Below are 17,618 nucleotides of genomic sequence, written 5' to 3'. Positions count from 1 at the left end.
TAAGAGGAGCAAAAAGCAAGACCTGACCCCTTCCCTATGCCCTCCTACCTTTTTTCTTCAAGGCCCTTTGCGCCTCCTCGCGATCGTCAAAGGGTAATTTCTCCTCCCCCATAATTTGGTAATTTTCGTGCCCCTTGCCAGTGATGAGCACCAAATCCTGAGGGCCGGCCAGGGAGATGGCCTTGTTGATGGCCTCCCTTCTGTCAGGGATGACTAGATAGCGATGGGCAGAGGCTCTCCTGGCCCCTTTCTCTATCTCCTCGATGATCTTGAGGGGATCTTCGGTGCGTGGGTTGTCGGAGGTGATGATGGCCAGATCCGCACATTCCACAGCAATTCTCCCCATAAGGGGCCTCTTGCTCCTATCCCTGTCCCCACCGCAACCAAAGACGACTAGCAACCTCCTCCTTACAAGTCTTTTCATCCCCTTTATGGTCTTCTCTAAGGCGTCAGGGGTATGGGCATAGTCGACGAGTACCCACGGTCTCCCGTCTCCGACCCTCTCCATCCTCCCTGGTACCCGGGAGAACCCCTCTATCCCCCCCTGTATGGTCTCCGGGGGAATCCCCAGGCAGATCCCCACCGCGGTTGCCGCCATGATGTTGGATAGGTTGTATTCACCAATGAGGGAAGTCTTTATCTCCAATGGTCCCGCAGGGGTAGAAAGGGCGGCCTTTATCCCCTTCAGCGAGACCTCTTTGCGTGACACTCTTACCTCCCCTTGGTCAAGGCCATAGGTCATCACCCCTAGGGGGCGGAGTTCCCTCTTAAGCTCTCTCAGCAAAGGGTCATCCAGATTGATGATGGCCCAGGGGTCCTTCTCCGCCTCAACCAAGATCTCTTGAAAGAAGCGTTTTTTGGCGGCGAAATATCTATTCATGTCCTCATGATAGTCCAGGTGCTCTGGGCTGAGGTTGGTGAAGACCCCAATATCAAAATGGCACCCCCTCACCCTCTCCTGATCCAGGGCATGGGAGGAGACCTCTATCACCACATACTCTGTTCCGCCCGTAATCATTTCACGCAACAATCGTTGCAGGTCATAGGACTGGGGGGTAGTGGTAGGAGCAGGGAGCTCTTTCCCTCCAAACCTGTAGCTTATGGTTCCAATAGACCCCGTCCTCTTCCTCGCCCTTTTGAGGATCGACTCTACCAGATAGGAGGTGGTGGTCTTTCCGTTGGTTCCCGTTATCCCCACCAGTTTTATCTCCTGAGAGGGGTGGGAGAAAAATTCCGCCGAGATCAGGGCCAGGGCCTTTCTGGTATCCGCTACTAATACTAAGGGGACGTCGATAGGGTGTGGGGGAATTCTCTCCACGATGATGGCCCTTGCCCCCCTTTTAGCAACCTCCTCTACGAAATGATGTCCGTCACTCTTTGTACCCCTAATAGCTACAAAGAGATCCCCTTCTTTTACCCGATTGCTGTGGTAAGAGATATCCATAATATCCAGCTCTGTTTTGCCTCTCGACTCTATCACGTCCAATGAACGGATCAGCTTGGCCAACTGCATGATTTTCCCCTCATTTGGTGGGGGCGAATCTCAGAAAGACCTCCTCCCCTTCTTTCAAGGGGGCCCCTGGATTCGGCCTTTGGCCCATCAATATTCCGCTTCCCACCAATCTGATCCTCACCTTTTCCCTTTCCAATCTTGCCAAGGCCTTTCTCATACAGAGGCCGCGTAGATTGGGCATCAGGTGATGGGGAAACTTCTTCTCTTTTTTGTCCTTCAGTTCTTTAGGGAGGTTGACCTTCACCAAATTTACCCCCTTGTCCAAACCCCCTTCTTTGGGGGGGACACCCATATAGCGCATGAGTTCTTCGGCAATCCTCTTAAAGATGGGTGCTGCCACCACCCCCCCGTAAGAGGATTTGGTTGGTTCGTCCAAGACCACCAGGATGGCCGCCCTAGGATCATCAGCAGGTATGAACCCCATAAAGGAGGCGATGATCTTGTCTTCTGAATATCCACCTTTGACGCGATCGGCCTTTTGGGAGGTACCGGTCTTGCCCGCCACCTCATAACCTGGCAGATGGGCCAAGGCCCCCGTCCCTCCTCTCCTCGTCACACCCTTTAAGACGGAGGTGACCCAGTGACATGTACCCTCTGAAAGGACCCTCCTCCTCACCTCGGGGAAGAATTCTACCACCACCCTTCCCCTCTTGTCGGTTATCCTCTCCACGAGATAAGGCCTCAGCAAATTTCCACCATTGGCAATGCAGCTGAGGGCAGTGGTCAGTTGGAGGGCCGTAACCGATACCCCCTGTCCAAAGGAGATATTGCGATCCCCGTCTTTTCATTGAATCCAAAGGCACCCAAATAGTGGTAGAACTTCTTGGCCCCCAAGCGTTCTCCCACCTTACTGGCACCTATGTTGCTGGAGACCTTTATTATGTTCCGCAACGTCAACCATCCATGGCGTTTCATATCGTGGATGGTACTTCCCCCTATTTTATAGACTCCATTTTCACAAAAGAATATATCGTCCTCCTTTACTATTTCTTCCTTTAAAGCGGCGGCCAGGAGAAAGACCTTGAGGAGGGAACCAGGTTCAAATGGGTCGGTGACGATGCAATTCCGCCACCTATCTGGGCTATACTCTCCAAATAGGTTGGGGTTAAAGGAAGGCTGGACCGCCATAGCCAGAATCTTCCCAGTAAAGGGTTCCATAACCACCACCATCCCCCCACGGGCCTTCAAGTCCATGACCCCTTGCCTCAATTCCTTTTCCACCACATATTGAACGCGCAGGTCGAGGGTAAGATGGATATCATAAGGAGATTTCAGTCCTTTCTCCAGCGCCGGGATGTATATCCATCTTCCCAGGGCATCCCTGTCCAATACCACATATTTATCCAAGGTCTTCAGGTACCTATCATACACCCTTTCCAGCCCTTCTAACCCTTGGGAATCCATCCCTGCAAAACCGATTATGTGGGCCCCCAGCTCGGAGTTGGGGTAGAACCTCCTACTTTCGGGGATGAAACCCACCCCTTTGAACCCTAAGGCCTCGATCTTCTCCTGTTGGGTAGGGGTTATCTTTCTCTGCAACCAGACGAACGATTTGGGGCTCGACAATAGCCTGCGGATTTTGCGGGCATCGATGGCAAGGATAGGTGCAAATTTGGCAGCAACCTTATCCTTATCCCTTATCTTTGCGGGTTGTGCATAGAGGGAGTTGACCATAATGCTCACCGCCAACTCCCTCCCCCTAGCGTCATAGATGGTCCCCCGGTGGGGGGCCAAACTGATTCTTCTACAATAATATTGGTGATGGGCCAACTTGAGGGATTTGTTCCTCTCTAAGACCTGCAGCTGATAGGCGCGCACGGCTATCAGGCCAAAGCAGAGGATAAAGACTATAAAAACCAGGAACAACCGAATCTTAAAATAATATTTGGCCCGATCTTTCATCTTATTATTATAAGCTGATCTTTGCGGGGGAGATCCATCCCCAGTTTTTCTCTGGCCTCCCTTTCCACCTGTTGTGCTGAGCGCAGGGTGGCGATCTCCAACTTTAATTCATTGTGGGCGATGATGGCCGCCTCTTTCTCATTTAATGCCGAGGAGATTTCATATCCGAACTGTACCACCTGGACCCTCGTCCAGACATAAAAGATGATGCTCAAGATGAGGAGGAGAAAGAGACCTGACAGCATGATAGAAGGTCCTTGGGTCTTCACCCTTACCCTTGAGGAAACCCTCTGTTTCTGTAAAACTTTGGTTTCATCGATGGGGTGAACAGAAACAGTGGAGTTGCCCATAGTACACCCCTTTTTTTATACCCTCTCTGCCACCCTTAGCTTTGCGCTTCGCGCCTGGGGATTACTCCCCATCTCCTCTGGAGGGGGAGTGAGAGGTTTTTTGGTGATTATCTGCAAGACCTTCTCTCTCCCCCCGCAGACGCACTGCGGGAAGGTAGGGGGGCAGATGCAGGTGCTTTCCATCCTTTTGAGGCCTTCCTTGACTATCCTGTCTTCCAAAGAATGAAAGGATATCACACAGATCCTCCCCCCTCTTTTTAGCAGGAGGGGGGCTTCTTTGAGGACCTCCTCTATCTTCTTTAGCTCCTCGTTTACTGCTATCCTTAGGGCCAAAAAGGTCTTGGTCGCTGGGTGTACCCTGCGGGGACGATACTGTTTCGGAATGGCTTGAGAGGCAATCTCCGCTAATTCCGTGGTGGTCTGGATGCTGCTCTGGCGCCTCTTTTCTCCTATGGCCTTGGCTATCCTCTTGGCCCATCTCTCTTCGCCATATCTTTTCAAGATCTCCTCTATCTCCTCCAGGGAGAAATGGTTGACTATGTTATAGGCCGTCAACTTCCTCCTTTTGTCCATCCTCATGTCCAGGAGGCCATCTTTTTGAAAACTGAAGCCCCGCCTCTCTTCTTTAAAGTGAAAGGTGGATACCCCTAGGTCGAAGAGGAGGCCGTCGACCGTCTTTATCCCCATCCCTCGCAGGATGTGCGGGAGATGAACAAAGTCATCGTGGATCAAGGTCACCCTTTCGGAATACTCCACTAACCGCTTTCTCGCCTTCTCAAGGATCTCTTCATCCCAATCGATCCCGATAACCCTACTCTGCTGCGAGGCCCGCAAGATATCCAGGGCGTGTCCCCCTTCTCCTACAGTGGCATCGACGAATGTCCCTCCCCCTGAGCATTTTAGGTATTTGATCACCTCCTTTGTCAAGACGGGGGTATGGAGATATTCCCTCAAAGCCCCATCCACTCGGCCATACTCTCGCTTATTTCATCAAAGGTCTCTTTATATCTTTCAACTTCTTCCTCCCAGACACCCTTGTCCCATATCTCGAAACCCCTCATCACACCCACAAAGACGATCTCCTTTTTTAAGTGAGCATGGTCGCGAAATTGGGAGGGGATAAGGATCCTCCCATGGTCATCGATGGCACACTCTATGGCCCCAGAATAAAAATAGCGAAGAAAAAACTTCACCTCTTTTTTGAGGAGGGATAGGTCTTTCATCTTCTCTTCGAAGACCTGCCATTCCTCAATGGGGTAGGCCACCAAGCAACTGTCAAAGATGGTGATGATCAGCTGGTCACTGCCGTATTCCCGCTTCAAGACCTCCCTGAGCTTGGCAGGGACGCTTGCCCTTCCCTTGTCGTCTATGATGTGTTCAAATCTACCTCTGAACATTTTGCTCCACTTTATCCCACTTCATCCCACACAAATTATATCTGAAAAGACACCTTTGTCAAGCAATTTTTTCAACTTTTTTTAAAAAGAGAGGAGAAAATCAACAGGGTATGTTCAAAAACTGTGGAAAACTTTGTGAAAAACTCGTTAACTCCGCTATGTTAAAGGAAAATGAATAGATACCCGTTGTATATAAGGTATTAAAGAATAGTTCAAAGGGAATTAATCGGATGCTTCTTCTACCTCTTTCTTCTTGCCGAAGATCTTCGCCACCCAGATGCTAACCTCATAGAGGATCAAAAGGGGGCCGGCCATCATTAACTGCGTGACTACGTCTGGGGGGGTCAAGATGGCCGCAACAGCGAAGATGACCAGAATTACATATCTCCTGTTGCGGGCCAGCATCCGGGCATCGACTATACCGAGCTTGGCGAGGAAGAGGATGAAGAGGGGTAGCTCAAAGATCAGGCCGAAGGCGAACAAGAGCATGGAACAAAAGGACAGGTATTCCTTGAGCTTTGGCGCCGGTTTTATGAGGTCCGTCGCAAAGCCGAGGAAGAATTTGAAACCGATAGGAAAGACGACGAAATAGCCGAAGCCGGCCCCGCCGATGAAGAGAAAGGTTGAGAGGGTGACAAAAGGTATCACGTATCTCTTTTCATGGCTATAGAGGGCCGGCGCGACAAAGATCCAGATCTGATAGAGGATTAGTGGAGAGGCCAGGAAGATCCCTGCCAAGAGTGAGACCTTCAGATAGGTGAAGAAGGCCTCGGGGAGGCTGGTGTAGATCATGCTGGCCCCGGTAGGGAGGGTCTTTTTGAGGGGGATCATCAATAGCTGGAAGATCTCTTTGGAAAAGATGTAACAGATGCCAAAGCCTATCCCCACGGCGATCAAGGAGATGATCAATCTCTTGCGGAGCTCTTCCAGGTGTTCTATGAAGGTCTGTTTCTTCTCCTCCATCAGTTCCTAAGTCTGAGGACCTTTCTTGGCTTCGTCATCTTTATCTTCTTCCTCCTCGGCTAAGAACCTTTCTTTAAGGGCCTCCTCCAACTCTTCTTTATCTGGGATCTCTTTCTTGATCGGTTCGATCTCCTCCGAGATGGTCTCCTTTAAATCATCAGTGGCCTTGCGGAGTTCCCCCATGGTCTTGCCCAAGGATCTGGCTAGGTCGGGGAGTTTTTTCGGGCCGATCAATATCAGGGCAAGGCCCAAGATGATCAATAGCTCTGTCATACCTATACCAAACATCCCTTAATCCTTGCAGCAGGTTTGAGAAAAGGCTTAATGATATTAACATATAATTTCTCTTTCCACAAGGTTAACGGCTGTAAAAAAGGCGTTGAGGGGAAGCGGGGATTTTGTTATAGGTTAAACTTGGGGAATGATGTGAAACGCATAGAGATCGTCTCATGGGGCCTCTATGATTTTGCCAACACCATCTTTTCAGCCAATGTTGTCTCCATCTATTTCCCCCTCTGGGTGACCCAGGAGTTGGGAGGCGAAGATATCCATTACAGCCTGGCCATCTCCGCCTCCATGCTGACGGTGGCCTTGACCATGCCCCTTTTGGGGATCATGTCCGACAAGTGGGGCAAGAGGAAGCCCCTTCTGTTTCTGTTCACCTTGGCCTGTACATCCGCCACAGGGGGGCTGGGTTCTTTGGCTACCCTTCCCTTAGCCCTTGTCTGCTTTGCCTTGGCAAACTATGCATATCAAGGGGGGCTGGTCTTTTACAACGCCCTTTTGCCTGCGGTAACCGGAGAGGGGACAGTGGGGAGAGTATCGGGGCTGGGGGTAGGACTCGGTTATCTGGGGGCCATCTTAGGGGTGGTCATGGTCACCCCCTTTGTCTCCGGGAGACTTTGGGGCTGGGAGGTCCCCTTTCTCGCAGAGGGTGGAAATGTGGCTTCCTTTCTCCCCACGGCCCTCCTCTTTTTCTTCTTTTCCCTCCCCATCTTCCTTTGGGTAAAGGAGGACGGGGGAAGAAGGTTGTGGAAGGAGAAAGGGATCTGGAAGGCATTGATCAAGGTCAAGGACCATCCCCAGATCCTCAGGTTTCTCCTCGCCAGGTTTTTTTACCTGGATGGAATCAACACCGTCGTCATCTTTATGTCCATATACCTGGTGAAAATAGTGGGGTTCAGTGGGAAAGGTGAGGTGCAAGATTTCTTTATCGTCTCCACCGTCTTCGCCATTTTGGGAGGCATTGCTTGGGGCATGGTGACAGACCGCTGGGGCCATAAGAGGACCCTTTCCCTGGTCCTTTTGATCTTCCTCTTGACCACCACTATGGGTGCCTTGGCGGCGACAAAGTATACCTTTTGGGTCATCGGGCCCGTAATAGGTTTTGCCCTCGCCGGCGTGTGGACGTGCGACCGCCCTCTCCTCATCAGCCTCTCTCCCCCCGGGATGTATGGTGAATTCTTCGGCCTATACTCCCTCTCCGGGAAGCTCGCCGCCATCATCGGCCCCATCCAATGGGGGGTATTAGTGAAACTTTGTGAGCCCCTAGGTAGTTGGAAGTACCGTATCGCCATCCTCTCCTTGACCCTCTTTTTTGGCTTGGGCCTCCTGATCCTGAGAAGGCTCCCCCAGCGATAGCTTAGACCTCTATCCTCATCATATCATAGGCCAGGATAACCTCCCCTTGATATATCCTCTGACAGTCCCCTTTTATATCGGACTGGTCACAGAGAGGATAAAAGTGGGTGAGGATCAGCCTCTTACAACCTGCCTCATGGGCAATGCGGCCCGCCAGCGAAGGGGTGAGATGTCCTTTTACCTTCATCCCCTCCGGGAAGGAGGCCTCTAAAAGGAGGAGATCCGCCCCCCTGGCCAGCTCCACGATGTTGCGACAGTAATCGGTGTCACCTGAATAGGTCAAGGTCATCCCCTGGGGAGATTCTATCCGATACCCAACACTTTCAGGCGTATGCTCCAAGGGAAGTGTGGTGATCCGAATGTCCCCAAGGTCCATATCATCGGCGAGGACCTCTTTAATATGGATGCGGAAGGTCTCGGGTTCTACCCAGCCTCCATAGACCCATCTCAATCCCTCGAAGTAGTCCTGGAATCCTCTACCACCGATAATGAAGAGGTCTTTCTCTCTGGGGTCCTCCTTGTACTTGCAGGCGAAGATCAAGGGAACCAAATCAGCTACATGATCTGGATGGATGTGGCTGTAGAGGATGATATCCAAATCCTTATAGGTCACCCCTGCCTTTAACATCTTGTTCATGGCCCCTGAACCACTGTCCAGAAGTAAGGATTTACCGCCCGCCTTTATCAGGGCGGCTGGCGAGCCCCTTTTAAGGGAGGGCACCCCTGTTCCTGAGCCCAGGATAATTAATTCCATCTATGGTCACCCTCTATTACCCTCTATTGATTATTCTTCTCAAAAAAAAGTTGCCAAAAAAGCCCAAGGATTCATCTCATAGGATTCCAGCGGCCAAGGGGTCCGGTGGTCGAGTAAAATACACTAGAACCGCTCGGCTCGGCTGAGCTCGCCGCAAGCCCTAGAATCCTAGAACCCTTCATTTTGACCCCTTGAGCCCTTTCAACACCACCCCCTAAATTGGAGAAGGTCCTTATTTATTAACCCTAACATATGGAGGTTGCTTACTTCAAGGTGGTCAATAAGGAAAGTCCTGTGTAATACCTCAGTCTTGGTGGGATGGGTTTCAAAGGGCCTCTTGTCCCCGAGCGAAGTTGCTGGGAGCGGTGGGGCACCCACCGAGGGTGAGCAGGAAAGGTCCTCCTCCCCTGATAACTGAGGCATTACAGTCCTGTTAAATTTCCCCTTGAAAAATGGGGAGGAGGGAGATAAGATGTCCTCGTTTGTTTCCCTTAAAAAGGATACTTGTTATGCCATCCTCCCAAAACCGGAGAGAAAATCTTTCTATGCTTCGTCTCTCCCTTTTATATGAGTTTAACCAGGCCCTGACCTCGGCTAAGGATGCAAACTCCATCTTCCATAGCGCCATGGCCTTTTTGGAAGATATTCTAGAGACCAAAAATGGGCTGCTTGGTCTCTTTGATAGGACAAAAGAGGAGGTGATCGTCGAAGAGGTCTATGGGCCATGCCTACAGGGGCTGAAGGGAAACCGGTGCAAGGTGGATGAGGGAAAAAGTGGTGAGGTCATCCGTCTTGGTTGCCCCATGGTGATTTCGGACGTATTGAAAGAACCCCTCTTGCAGGGGGTGAATGAGGATATTCAGCGTTCTGAGCTCATTTTTATGTGCGCACCCCTGGGGTGGGGGGATATCTCTCTGGGTATCTTGGGGATAGATCACCCCCACCGTTCAGAAGGGGAGGAGGGGTTAAAATTATTGAGCACCGTCGCCTCCTTTATCTCCCCTGCCTTGGTGAGGATGCGCTGGGGTGAGGAGACATCTCTGGATGAGATCCTGAGGCGCAAATTGGGGGTGGCAGTCGAACGCATGGACTTGCAAACCGAGAGCCAGGGGAGCCTTATGGAAGATATCATCTCCCTGGTAGAGCGAACTCTTATTATTACCGCCCTGAAGAAGGCGGACTATATTCAGGTAACCGCTGCCCGCTTTTTGGGCATAAACCGAAACACCCTGCGCAAAAAGATCAAAGAATTGGGTATTTCTCTACCTTAAATCTTCGCGGCATACTCAGCTACCAGGTCCCCCACCTCGGCGGTACTATATCCCATTTCACCGGCCGAGAGGCCTTTTAGGTGTCCCTTTAATACCTGGATTACCGCCTCCTCTATCCGTCTGGCAGCCCCTGCCTCGCCCAAGTGATCAACCATCATCTGGCAGGCGCATATAGCTGCAAGGGGATTGATGATGTTTTTCCCCGCATACTTAGGGGCGGATCCCCCGATGGGTTCGAACATGGAGACTCCCTGAGGGTTGATGTTTGCTCCTGCCGCGATGCCCATTCCCCCCTGGATCATGGCCCCCAGGTCGGTGATGATGTCTCCGAACATATTGTCGGTGACGATGACGTCGAACCAATCGGGGTTTTTTACCATCCACATACAGATGGCGTCTACATGGGCATAGTCGGTCTTTACATCAGGATATTCTCGGGACAACCCTTGAAAGACCCTCTCCCACAGGTCGAAGGCATAGGTAAGGACGTTTGTCTTGCCGCAGAGGGTGAGCCTTTTGCCCTTTGCGCGCTGGCGGCAAAACTCAAAGGCGTATCTGAGGCAGCGTTCCACCCCTTTGCGGGTGTTGATGGATTCCTGAATGGCCACCTCGTCAGGGGTCCCTCTCTTCAAAAATCCCCCTGCACCGGCGTAAAGCCCCTCGGTGTTCTCCCTAATGATCACAAAGTCTATATCCTCCGGTCCCTTGTCCCTAACAGGGGTCTGAACCCCAGGGTAGAGCTTGACCGGCCTCAGATTTATATATAGATCGAGCTCAAACCTAATCCGCAAAAGGATCCCCTTTTCCAGGATACCCGGCTTGACCGCGGGGTAGCCAATGGCACCGAGGTAGATGGCGTCCATTTGACACAGTTCCTCCAGGGCAGAATCCGGCAGCATCTCCCCTGTTTTGAGGTAGCGCTCTGCCCCGAAATCGTAATAGATGAGTTCCACCTTGAACCCTTCCACCCCAGAGACAGCCTTGAGGACCTTTACCCCCTCCCCCACTACCTCTGGTCCCGTTCCATCACCTGGGATCACGGCGATCTTATATGATCTCTCCATCTATTCCTCCTCTAACAAGGGTCCTTTGAGCATGCCCTCCCGGACTATCTTCGGGGGAGTCAGTGTCAGATCGACTACTGTTGAACCTATCCCCGGTACTTTCCCCCCATCGATTATCAGGTCTACTTTATCTCCGAAGAATTGATAGAGCGTTTGGATATCGGTGAGATCTTCAGTCCCTGCAAGGTTGGCACTGGTGGAGGTGAGAGGGGTTTCCAAGGTCTCCAAGATCATCCTGGCGATAGGGTGGGAGGAGATCCTCAGACCTATCTTCCCTTCCTCCCACTGGACAGGGAAGGGAAGCCCCTCTTTGACCCGGAAGATGAGGGTTAGGGGACCAGGCCAATATTTCTTTATCAAGGTTTTTCCCAGGGGTGGGACTTCTTCGACCAGGGCCGCTAGCATCTGCAGATCCTTGATCAAGAAGGGAACGGGTTTGGCCTCATCCCTTCCCTTTATTTCATATAACCTCTTTATTGCCTCGGGGTAAAATGGGTTGGCCCCAAGACCGTAGAGGGTCTCGGTGGGATAGGTCACCACCCCTCCCTTCTTTATTACCTCCGCTACCTCTTCAATGAGTTTGGAAGACGGTCTTAGATGATCTATCATCAGGACCTTGGCCATCTTTCTACATCTCTCTGGGGAACTCTGATCCCCAAGTTTCTAAAAAGGTCATTCCGTATTCAGTTCTCTCTCCATCTCCTGCACCTGGAGGGCCATCTCCTCCTTGTATTCCAGGAGCTTCTCTCTCAGCTCCGGCCGGTGGAGGGATAAGATCTGCACCGCCAAGATCCCTGCGTTTCTGGCCCCAGAGCTTCCCACGGCCATGGTGGCCACTGGTACACCGGCAGGCATCTGGACAGTGGCCAGGAGGGCATCCACCCCTTTCAGAGGTGTAGAGTCGATAGGAACGCCGATGACCGGTATCACGGTCTCGGCAGCGATAAACCCGGCCAGATGGGCGGCCCCACCTGCGCCGGCGATGATGATCTGTAGGCCACGCCGTTGGGCAGATAGGGCGTACTCCCTCGTCCTTTCAGGTGAGCGGTGGGCTGAGGCTACGGTCATCTCATAGGGGACCTCGAAACGCCTTAAGATCCCTGCGGCCTCCTCCATTATGGAGAGATCAGAGGAACTCCCCATAACGATGCCTACCAATGGATTTTTCATGCCTCTATTCCTCCAGCCAGGAGAGGGCCTTTCTCCCTATATCCCTCCGGTAATGGACCCCTTCCCAACGTATCTTGGAGACGGCCCCATAGGTGATCTCTATGGCCTCTTTTATCCCCTTCCCCAGGCCCGTCACCCCCAGCACCCTTCCTCCGGCGGTCAGATATTTCCCGTCCTCAAAGGTGGTGCCAGCGTGAAAGATGCACACTCCCTTGATCCTCTCGGCCTCCTCCAGTCCTTGGATTATGTTTCCTTTTTCATAGGCGCCGGGATAACCTTGGGAGGCCATCACCACACAGATGGCGGCCTGTGAATCCCATAAGATCTCCAGGCCGGCGAGGTCTCCCCCGATACAGGCCTCCAAGATAGGGATCAGATCTCCCTTCATCCTCATAAGGATGGGCTGGGTCTCAGGGTCCCCAAAGCGACAGTTGAACTCCAAGACCTTGGGTGCCCCATCTTGTATCATCAGGCCGGCATAGAGGACCCCCTGATAGGGGTAACCTTCTGCAGCCAAGGCCTTGATGGTCGGGATCATGATCTCCTGCATGATCCGTTGGTGGACCTCCGGGGTAACCATAGGGGCAGGTGAATAGGCCCCCATCCCCCCTGTATTGGGTCCTCTATCATTGTTATAGATGGGCTTGTGATCTTGGGAGGAGGCCATGGGCAGAACCCTTTCACCATCGCTGAAGGCGATAAAAGAGGCCTCCTCCCCCACTAATCTCTCCTCTATCAACACCCTCTTGCCTGCCTCGCCGAATACCTTCTTAACCATAGTGCGATCCAAGGCCTCCAAGGCCTCTTGGACCGTCTCTGCAACCATAACTCCTTTCCCAGCGGCCAGGCCATCGGCCTTTACAACAATGGGCGGCCCCTTTTTTCTGATATAGGCCGCCGCCTCATCCCTGTCCTTGAAGACCCGGTATTCAGCAGTGGGGATACCGTATTGCTTCATCAAGTCCTTGGCGAAGGCCTTGCTCCCCTCGATCTGAGCAGCAGCCTTGTTTGCCCCGAAGATCTTGAGCCCCTCCCTTTGGAAGAGGTCCACAATCCCCATGGTCAAGGGGAGTTCTGGCCCCACCACTGTTAGCTCTATCTTATGGTCCTTGCAGAAGCGGGCCAACCCCTCTAGGTCGGTGGCCTCTATGTCGAGGCAGTGGGCTATTTGGGAGATCCCCCCATTGCCCGGAGCGCAATAGACCTCCGTCACCTGGGGGCTTTGAGAGATCTTCCAGACCAAGGCGTGTTCCCGTCCTCCACCTCCAATCACCAAGACCTTCATCCTTCCACCTTCACCGTGTCCAGATACCTGGCGATGACCCCGTCATAGTGGTGGGTGTGCCGGAAGGCCTTTTTCGCCAGCGCGAAGTTGGTCTTTAAGGAGATGGACCCTCCATGCTCCTTCAGCTCTTGGGCCAACTTGGGGTAGTCATCGGGATCGACCACCACTGTTACATCTCGGGAGTTCTTGGCTGCCGCCCTGATCAGGGTGGGGCCGCCGATGTCGATGTTCTCAATGGCCTCTTCAAGGGTACAGCCCTCCTTGGCCACAGTGGACTCAAAGGGATAAAGGTTTACCACCACCATATCTATAGGCTTGATCCCCTGTGCCATCATCTGGGAGAGGTGCTCCTCCTTGCTCCGATTCCCCAAGATCCCCCCATGGATCTTGGGGTGAAGGCTTTTTACCCTCCCCTCCAACATTTCAGGGAAACCTGTATAATCAGATACCTCTATCACCGGGATCCCCTTTTCCCTGAGGCTTTTGGCTGTGCCGCCAGTGGAGAGGATCTCCACCCCTAGATCAACCAGCCCTTGAGCAAACTCCACCACCCCCCTTTTGTCCGAGACACTCACCAAGGCACGACTTATCTTCCCCATAGATGACCTCCTTTATATAATTCAAGATGGATGTTGAGAAAGGGGTATGAGGCCCAAAACCAGATCCTTTGCTTCCTCCCTGTTGGGAGCGTAATCAACGCAAAAGAAGTGGGCCCGCAAGTTCTCGATGGTCTCCCTTATCATTTCCTCCATTGAACACTCCTTTCACCCCCTCTTTTTTCCCCCAGAGGATATCCTCGATCTTCTGGAGCAAGGCGAAGAAGGTTTCTCTATCCAGGGCACATATAGATACCCCCCCAAAGCGCTGGCAGACCTTCTCGGCAAATTCAGATCCCACCGTGTCCTCTTTGTTGAAGACCCGTAAAAGGGGGATGTGCCAGAGGTCCAATTCCTTTAACAGTTCTTCTACAGAGACCATTTGGTCCTCAAACCTGGGATTACCCATATCTATCACATGCAGAAGGAGATCCGCATCGTGCAGCTCATCCAACGTGGAGTGGAAGGCCCCCAGGAGGTCAAGAGGGAGATTTCGGATAAAGCCTACTGTGTCGGTGATGATCACCTCCCTCTCTTTGGGAAATCTGAGGCGACGACTGGAGGTATCCAGGGTGGCGAAGAGCTTATCTTGCACCTCTACCTCGCTGTTGGTCAAGGCGTTCAAGAGGGTGGACTTGCCGGCATTGGTATAACCCACAATGGAGACAATGGGGAGACCTTGTTTTAGCCTCTTGGTGCGTCTTTGCCACCTCCCTTTGCCCAGATGCTCTAGTTGCTTTTCCAGGTGATGGATCCTGTCCTTGATACGCCGTCGATCGATCTCCAACTTGGTCTCTCCTGGCCCCCTTCCCCCTATTCCACCCATCAATCTGGACATGGCGGTCCCCTTCCCTGTCAACCTGGGAAGGAGGTACTTCAGTTGGGCCAGTTCAACCCTCACCTTTCCATCTCTGCTATGGGCCCTTTTGGCGAAGATATCGAGAATGAGCTGGGTGCGATCGATGACTTTGAGGTCGGTCACCTCGGCGATAGCGTTTACTTGGGCAGGAGAGAGATTGTGGTTAAAGACGATGATGTCCGCACCCGATTGAAGCCCTTTTATGATCAGATCCTTGAGCTTACCCTCCCCCATGAGATATTTGGGGTGGATCTTCTTGGGGCGTTGCACCACCACATCGATGACCTCGAGGTCGGTGGAAAGGGTCAGCTCTTTTAACTCCTCCAGGGAGTCTTCAATGGGGTAAGGCCTCCCATGCGGAACAACGCTTACCAGAATGGCCCTCTCCTTGCCGTCCACCTGAAGGACCCCAAAACCCTTTTGGAGCTCATCCTCCAGGGAGTGGATAAAGTCGAGCAAGTTGAGGTTGAGGTCAGCGAGGCCTCTATACTCTTCCACCCGCCACACTCCCTCCTGTTCGTTCCCGGGCAGCAGGTATCCCAAAAAGACCTTTCCGGGAAGCCCCTGAGGATTTACTTCCAGGGCGGCCATGAGGTCAAGCCTTAAGAGGGCCAGGTCGGTGAGGTCATCCTGGGAGAGGTCCTCTCCCTTCAGGTGTGTGTGGATACACATCAATCCCCGGAGCCGGCCTCTCCCCCCCCGGTACCTGCTGAGGTCGGGGATGAGGATCTCTTTATCATCCCCGACAATGGTGAAGACGATCTCCCCTTTGCGGTTTATGATAATCCCTATCTGGCGCCTTATCTCCAGGGAAAGTTCAGTGAGGTAACGAGCAAGTTCAGGGGTAATGATAAGATGGGGAGGGACCCTCCGTCTGTAGACCCTTTCTAAGGCCTTTATCTGACTCGCTCTAAGGCCGTTGGTATTACCGTATACCTTTCTAATAAGTCCCCTCACGTTAATAGAAATCTTGTCTATATAAATTTAACAGATTGCCCCCTTGCTGTCAATGAGAGCTGTTTAATAGGTCAATCAATCATCCCTCTTCACTTTCTTCTTGAAGAAAATCGGTTCGTAGTTTAAACTTTTTTTGTGGGCAGGCCCAAAATTGTGGTGATAACTGGCCCTACCGCCAGCGGCAAGAGCGCCTTGGCATTGGAGGTGGCAGGGCACTTCGGGGGGGAGATTATCAGTGCCGACTCTATGCAGGTCTATAAGTATATGGATATCGGCACTGCCAAACCTCCTCTCGAAGAAAGGAGGTTAACAAGGCATCACCTCATCGATCTCCTCTACCCCGATGAGGCCTTTAGCGCCGCCCTCTTCCGAGAGGAGGCCCAGAGGGTGATAGCGGATTTGAACAAGAGAGGAAGAAGGGTAGTGGTGGGGGGAGGTACAGGCCTCTATATCAAGGCCTTGACCTCAGGGCTGATCAAGGGGGGGGAGGTGGATAACGCCATCAGGGAGCGGCTGCGATCGGAGGTACAAAAAGAGGGGAGGCAGCGGCTTTACCAGCGCCTGAGGGAGGTGGACCCGATTACCGCTTCCAAACTTCACCCCCATGATACCTACCGCATAATCAGGGCGCTGGAGGTCTATGAGAGGGTAGGTCGTCCCATTTCGGTCCTTCGTCAGAGGCACCTTTTCCAAGAGGAGCCGTATCGAGTGCTGAAGATAGGTTTGATCCTGGAGCGGGGGGAGTTATACAGGTGCATCGACCGGAGGGTCGATGAGATGATCCAGCGGGGGTTGAAGGAGGAGGTACGGCGACTCCTTGAGATGGGCTATTCCCCCTCCCTCAAGACGATGCAGGCCCTGGGCTACAAACAGATGGTAGAGCATCTCCTGGAATATTGTGACCTTTCCGAGGCCATTAGGCGCATAAAGAGGGACACCAGGAGATATGCCAAGAGGCAGATCACCTGGTTTACGGCCGATACCCAGATTTACTGGGCTGAATACCCCAGGGATAGAGACCTCATATTTAGGATGATCAAGGGGTTTTGGGAGAATTAAAAGGGTGAGGAGGTGTTATATTGAGGGGACCCATCAATATCCAAGATCAATTCCTCAACAGGGTGCGCAGAGACAGGATATGGCTGACGGTGGAGCTGATCTCAGGTGAAAAGCTTCATGGAACTGTTTCTGGATTCGACAATTTCTGCATCCACCTAAAGGGGAATGGAGAGCAACTGATTTACAAACACGCCATCGCCGTCATATCACCTATGGAGAGGGAGGAATAGGTTGCAGAAGGAGGAGCTCAAACGGATAGTAGAATCCCTCCTGTTCATCCATCCCCATCCCCTGAGCCTGGATAATATATGGAAGATAGTGGGGAATGAGGTGAAAAAGGGGGTGATCAAAGAGGTCCTTGCGGAACTCCTGGCCGAGTATAGGCAGATGGGGAGGAGTTTCCACTTGGTAGAGGCGGGACAGGGGTATCAATTCCGCACCAAGGCCGAATATGCCCCCTGGATTCAGAGGTTGAGGAAAACAAGACCGATAAAGCTCAGCCAAGCTGCTTTGGAGACCTTGGCCATTGTCGCCTACCGCCAACCCATTGTCAGGGCCGAGATCGAGCGGATCAGGGGGGTAGACTCGGGGTGGGTGTTGAACTCCCTGTTGGAGAAGGGACTTATCAAGATCTTGGGAAGGAAGGATGCCCCAGGCAGACCCCTGGTATATGGAACCACCAGACGATTTCTAGAGGTCTTTGGGCTGCGGGACCTGAAGGGACTACCCACCCTTCAGGAGTTGGAATCCCTTAAAGGGGAAGAGGGATAGCGGATGGTCCTGGTGCGGCTGCAAAAGGTCCTCTCCGAGGCAGGAGTTGCCTCTAGGCGAGGCGGA

20 protein-coding genes are annotated in these 17,618 nt (G+C 52.5%); 5 read left to right on the top strand and 15 right to left on the bottom strand.

Translation table 11 applies throughout. The annotated features are described in order from the left end of the window. Positions 1-34: 34 nt before the first annotated feature. The 8 genes from JRI46_06910 to tatB all read right to left on the bottom strand — a co-directional run bounded on the left by JRI46_06910 (position 35) and on the right by tatB (position 6,413). On the bottom strand, positions 35-1,513 hold the full coding sequence (locus JRI46_06910; protein MBW2039311.1) for a UDP-N-acetylmuramoyl-L-alanyl-D-glutamate--2,6-diaminopimelate ligase: 1,479 nt from the start codon (positions 1,511-1,513) through the stop codon (positions 35-37). Positions 1,514-1,523: 10 nt separating this feature from the next. Continuing rightward, positions 1,524-2,183, bottom strand: coding sequence for a PASTA domain-containing protein (locus tag JRI46_06905; protein ID MBW2039310.1), 660 nt, complete (start codon positions 2,181-2,183; stop codon positions 1,524-1,526). A gap of 53 nt (positions 2,184-2,236) precedes the next feature. Continuing rightward, entirely contained in the window at positions 2,237-3,415 is a 1,179-nt protein-coding gene (locus tag JRI46_06900) for a penicillin-binding protein 2 (GenBank protein ID MBW2039309.1), read from the bottom strand. Beyond that, entirely contained in the window at positions 3,412-3,765 is a 354-nt protein-coding gene (gene ftsL, locus JRI46_06895) for a cell division protein FtsL (protein ID MBW2039308.1), read from the bottom strand. Before ftsL ends, JRI46_06900 begins: the two co-directional genes overlap by 4 nt. Before the next feature lie 15 nt (positions 3,766-3,780). Continuing rightward, on the bottom strand, positions 3,781-4,719 hold the full coding sequence (gene rsmH, locus JRI46_06890) for a 16S rRNA (cytosine(1402)-N(4))-methyltransferase RsmH (GenBank protein ID MBW2039307.1): 939 nt from the start codon (positions 4,717-4,719) through the stop codon (positions 3,781-3,783). Then, positions 4,716-5,162, bottom strand: a complete 447-nt coding sequence (gene mraZ, locus JRI46_06885) for a division/cell wall cluster transcriptional repressor MraZ (GenBank protein ID MBW2039306.1) — start codon at positions 5,160-5,162, stop codon at positions 4,716-4,718. Before mraZ ends, rsmH begins: the two co-directional genes overlap by 4 nt. Before the next feature lie 222 nt (positions 5,163-5,384). Next, positions 5,385-6,125, bottom strand: a complete 741-nt coding sequence (gene tatC, locus JRI46_06880) for a twin-arginine translocase subunit TatC (GenBank protein ID MBW2039305.1) — start codon at positions 6,123-6,125, stop codon at positions 5,385-5,387. A gap of 6 nt (positions 6,126-6,131) precedes the next feature. Next, complete coding sequence (gene tatB / locus JRI46_06875) at positions 6,132-6,413, bottom strand: twin-arginine translocase subunit TatB (protein ID MBW2039304.1); 282 nt, start codon at positions 6,411-6,413, stop codon at positions 6,132-6,134. Between the two features lie 138 nt (positions 6,414-6,551). On the opposite strand from tatB, the gene JRI46_06870 reads away from it, so the two are divergent. After that, positions 6,552-7,766 (top strand): MFS transporter, encoded by a 1,215-nt coding sequence (locus tag JRI46_06870; GenBank protein ID MBW2039303.1) that lies wholly within the window; start codon positions 6,552-6,554, stop codon positions 7,764-7,766. 1 nt (position 7,767) lies between these two features. On the opposite strand, the gene JRI46_06865 is transcribed toward JRI46_06870, so the two are convergent. Further along, positions 7,768-8,520 carry an MBL fold metallo-hydrolase gene (locus JRI46_06865; protein ID MBW2039302.1) on the bottom strand — a complete coding sequence of 251 codons (753 nt, stop codon included), beginning with the start codon at positions 8,518-8,520 and terminating at the stop codon, positions 7,768-7,770. A gap of 545 nt (positions 8,521-9,065) precedes the next feature. On the opposite strand from JRI46_06865, the gene JRI46_06860 reads away from it, so the two are divergent. Continuing rightward, positions 9,066-9,791 (top strand): hypothetical protein, encoded by a 726-nt coding sequence (locus tag JRI46_06860; GenBank protein ID MBW2039301.1) that lies wholly within the window; start codon positions 9,066-9,068, stop codon positions 9,789-9,791. On the opposite strand, the gene JRI46_06855 is transcribed toward JRI46_06860, so the two are convergent. From JRI46_06855 to hflX, 6 genes are all read right to left on the bottom strand, one after another. Beyond that, positions 9,788-10,855 carry a 3-isopropylmalate dehydrogenase gene (locus JRI46_06855; GenBank protein ID MBW2039300.1) on the bottom strand — a complete coding sequence of 356 codons (1,068 nt, stop codon included), beginning with the start codon at positions 10,853-10,855 and terminating at the stop codon, positions 9,788-9,790. The genes JRI46_06860 and JRI46_06855 overlap by 4 nt on opposite strands. After that, positions 10,856-11,479 carry a threonylcarbamoyl-AMP synthase gene (locus JRI46_06850; GenBank protein MBW2039299.1) on the bottom strand — a complete coding sequence of 208 codons (624 nt, stop codon included), beginning with the start codon at positions 11,477-11,479 and terminating at the stop codon, positions 10,856-10,858. Positions 11,480-11,527: 48 nt separating this feature from the next. After that, a complete protein-coding gene (gene purE, locus JRI46_06845; protein ID MBW2039298.1) occupies positions 11,528-12,025 on the bottom strand; it encodes a 5-(carboxyamino)imidazole ribonucleotide mutase in 498 nt (165 codons plus the stop codon). Between the two features lie 4 nt (positions 12,026-12,029). Further along, a complete protein-coding gene (gene purD, locus JRI46_06840; GenBank protein ID MBW2039297.1) occupies positions 12,030-13,310 on the bottom strand; it encodes a phosphoribosylamine--glycine ligase in 1,281 nt (426 codons plus the stop codon). Continuing rightward, positions 13,307-13,909: an IMP cyclohydrolase gene (locus tag JRI46_06835; protein ID MBW2039296.1), complete on the bottom strand. Its 603-nt coding sequence runs from the start codon at positions 13,907-13,909 to the stop codon at positions 13,307-13,309. Before JRI46_06835 ends, purD begins: the two co-directional genes overlap by 4 nt. 94 nt (positions 13,910-14,003) lie before the next feature. Then, positions 14,004-15,710 carry a GTPase HflX gene (hflX, locus tag JRI46_06830; protein MBW2039295.1) on the bottom strand — a complete coding sequence of 569 codons (1,707 nt, stop codon included), beginning with the start codon at positions 15,708-15,710 and terminating at the stop codon, positions 14,004-14,006. A 147-nt stretch (positions 15,711-15,857) separates the two neighbouring features. Between hflX and miaA the strand changes: the two genes are divergently transcribed. Genes miaA through scpB form a run of 3 tightly spaced genes read left to right on the top strand, consistent with a single transcriptional unit; the run spans position 15,858 to position 17,552 of the window. Then, positions 15,858-16,781, top strand: a complete 924-nt coding sequence (gene miaA, locus JRI46_06825; GenBank protein ID MBW2039294.1) for a tRNA (adenosine(37)-N6)-dimethylallyltransferase MiaA — start codon at positions 15,858-15,860, stop codon at positions 16,779-16,781. Positions 16,782-16,801: 20 nt separating this feature from the next. Then, complete coding sequence (gene hfq / locus JRI46_06820; GenBank protein ID MBW2039293.1) at positions 16,802-17,011, top strand: RNA chaperone Hfq; 210 nt, start codon at positions 16,802-16,804, stop codon at positions 17,009-17,011. 1 nt (position 17,012) lies between these two features. Beyond that, positions 17,013-17,552 (top strand): SMC-Scp complex subunit ScpB, encoded by a 540-nt coding sequence (gene scpB, locus JRI46_06815; GenBank protein ID MBW2039292.1) that lies wholly within the window; start codon positions 17,013-17,015, stop codon positions 17,550-17,552. Positions 17,553-17,618 lie beyond the last annotated feature (66 nt).

It is taken from the genome of Deltaproteobacteria bacterium (assembly GCA_019308925.1).
In the GTDB taxonomy this organism is placed as follows: Bacteria; Desulfobacterota; B13-G15; order B13-G15; family RBG-16-54-18; genus JAFDHG01.
Note: the sequence above shows the minus strand (reverse complement) of the source record. Positions and strands in the feature narration are given on the sequence as shown.